Here is a 1,337-nt window from a genome sequence, read left to right on the forward strand (position 1 = left end):
GTCTAAAAAGACTGATTTTATAAAAGCCAAGTTCTTTCCTTGTTTTAGGGAAACAACTTGGGTTAAAATGGATGGTTTTTAATACTCTTGGCGTAAATCCTATTTTCTCTAAATCGATAAGGTTAACAAAAGCATCTATAATCCCGACGCTTCGGGAGAACAGGATTGTCCTGACTAATAGTGTTTTCTAGACTGCTTACTTGTAGCTGGTTGCGAGCTATTCCTTGTCCCGAAGCGTCGGGATGTTGCATCGTTAAAGGTAAAAAAACTATAACTTTCTTACAACTATTTTACTATATTTGGTGCAAGGATTGTGATGTTTTTTCACAGTCTGACGTTAGCTGTAATTTTTAAAGAACGATATTGAATAATTGAGAAACCTAAAAAAGTGAAAATGAAGCCAAAACTCTTTTTATTACGACCAAACTTTAGAGACCAAAAAGTTTCAAAAAGTCAGCTTTTCTATTGTCCTCACAGTGCAATGGTAGAAGGTGTTTTGATGTATTATCCGCAATTAAAAGACCAAATTGATGTTGAATACGTATCTTTTGAAAGACCAAGAACAACAGTCATTGAATTGTTGGGTGAAAAAAATCAGCTTTGTCCAGTTTTAATTTTACCTAGCAATACACCAAATACAGAAAAGTTTAATGAGTTTAACAATTTACTTTTTACAAATGATAAGTTTGAAATAGCTAGTTACTTCGGTAAAACATATAATTGTGGAACTTGGCATCCATAGATTTTACATCAATTCCTTAATAAAAGTAAATATGTACATAAGCAACGAAACTTTTGAGCAAACCGAAACGAGACTTGAAAAAGTAATTAAAACAGCTAACTTTAGAATTTTCGAAGGGTTATATTATTTCAAAGAAATTCCACTGGCAGAATTTGTTTTTGACAATGAAGCATTAGCTATTGTAAGAGATAACGAGGTTTGGAGTTTATTGATACCTGAAACAAAAGATGTTTGTGAAAAATTTAAAATATTTAGTTTTCATTTTCAAGAAGGTCTTGACAATAGTGGTTTTGTAGGTTGGTTGGCAACTAAAATAAAACAACAACTGGGGACAGGCGTATTTGTGGTTTGTGGACAAAACTCAAAGCAAGGGGGAATATTTGACTATTGGGGTTGTCCCGTTTCTATCGCAGAAAAGGTTATTGAATTGGTTGAAGGACTGAGGGAATAAAACTACCGCTAACAGCAGTAACTGTTGCACAACCTCAATAAAAAACTAAAATTTTAAAATATTTATAAAAAGTAACCTCTTTAGAAGCTATTTTAAGGAGGTTAGTTTTTTAGTTATAATTCAAAGTTGTAAAACTTGGAGTGC

Annotated in this window: 3 protein-coding genes; 2 read left to right on the plus strand and 1 reads right to left on the minus strand. The window is 32.5% G+C overall.

Annotated features, from left to right (window positions below; all coding sequences use genetic code 11):
* Positions 1–122 precede the first annotated feature (122 nt).
* The gene (locus tag WFZ85_RS15960; protein WP_342697247.1) at positions 123–251 is read right to left on the minus strand and encodes a hypothetical protein; all 129 of its coding nucleotides are present in this window, start codon (positions 249–251) and stop codon (positions 123–125) included.
* A gap of 143 nt (positions 252–394) precedes the next feature.
* Between WFZ85_RS15960 and WFZ85_RS15965 the strand changes: the two genes are divergently transcribed.
* Together WFZ85_RS15965 and WFZ85_RS15970 are read left to right on the plus strand one after the other, a co-directional pair.
* Complete coding sequence (locus WFZ85_RS15965; RefSeq protein ID WP_342697248.1) at positions 395–742, plus strand: DUF3088 family protein; 348 nt, start codon at positions 395–397, stop codon at positions 740–742.
* Positions 743–773: 31 nt separating this feature from the next.
* Positions 774–1,193: a DUF6196 family protein gene (locus tag WFZ85_RS15970; protein ID WP_342697249.1), complete on the plus strand. Its 420-nt coding sequence runs from the start codon at positions 774–776 to the stop codon at positions 1,191–1,193.
* The last annotated feature ends 144 nt before the right edge of the window (positions 1,194–1,337 follow it).

This window comes from Flavobacterium aureirubrum (assembly GCF_038739835.1).
GTDB lineage: Bacteria > Bacteroidota > Bacteroidia > Flavobacteriales > Flavobacteriaceae > Flavobacterium > Flavobacterium aureirubrum.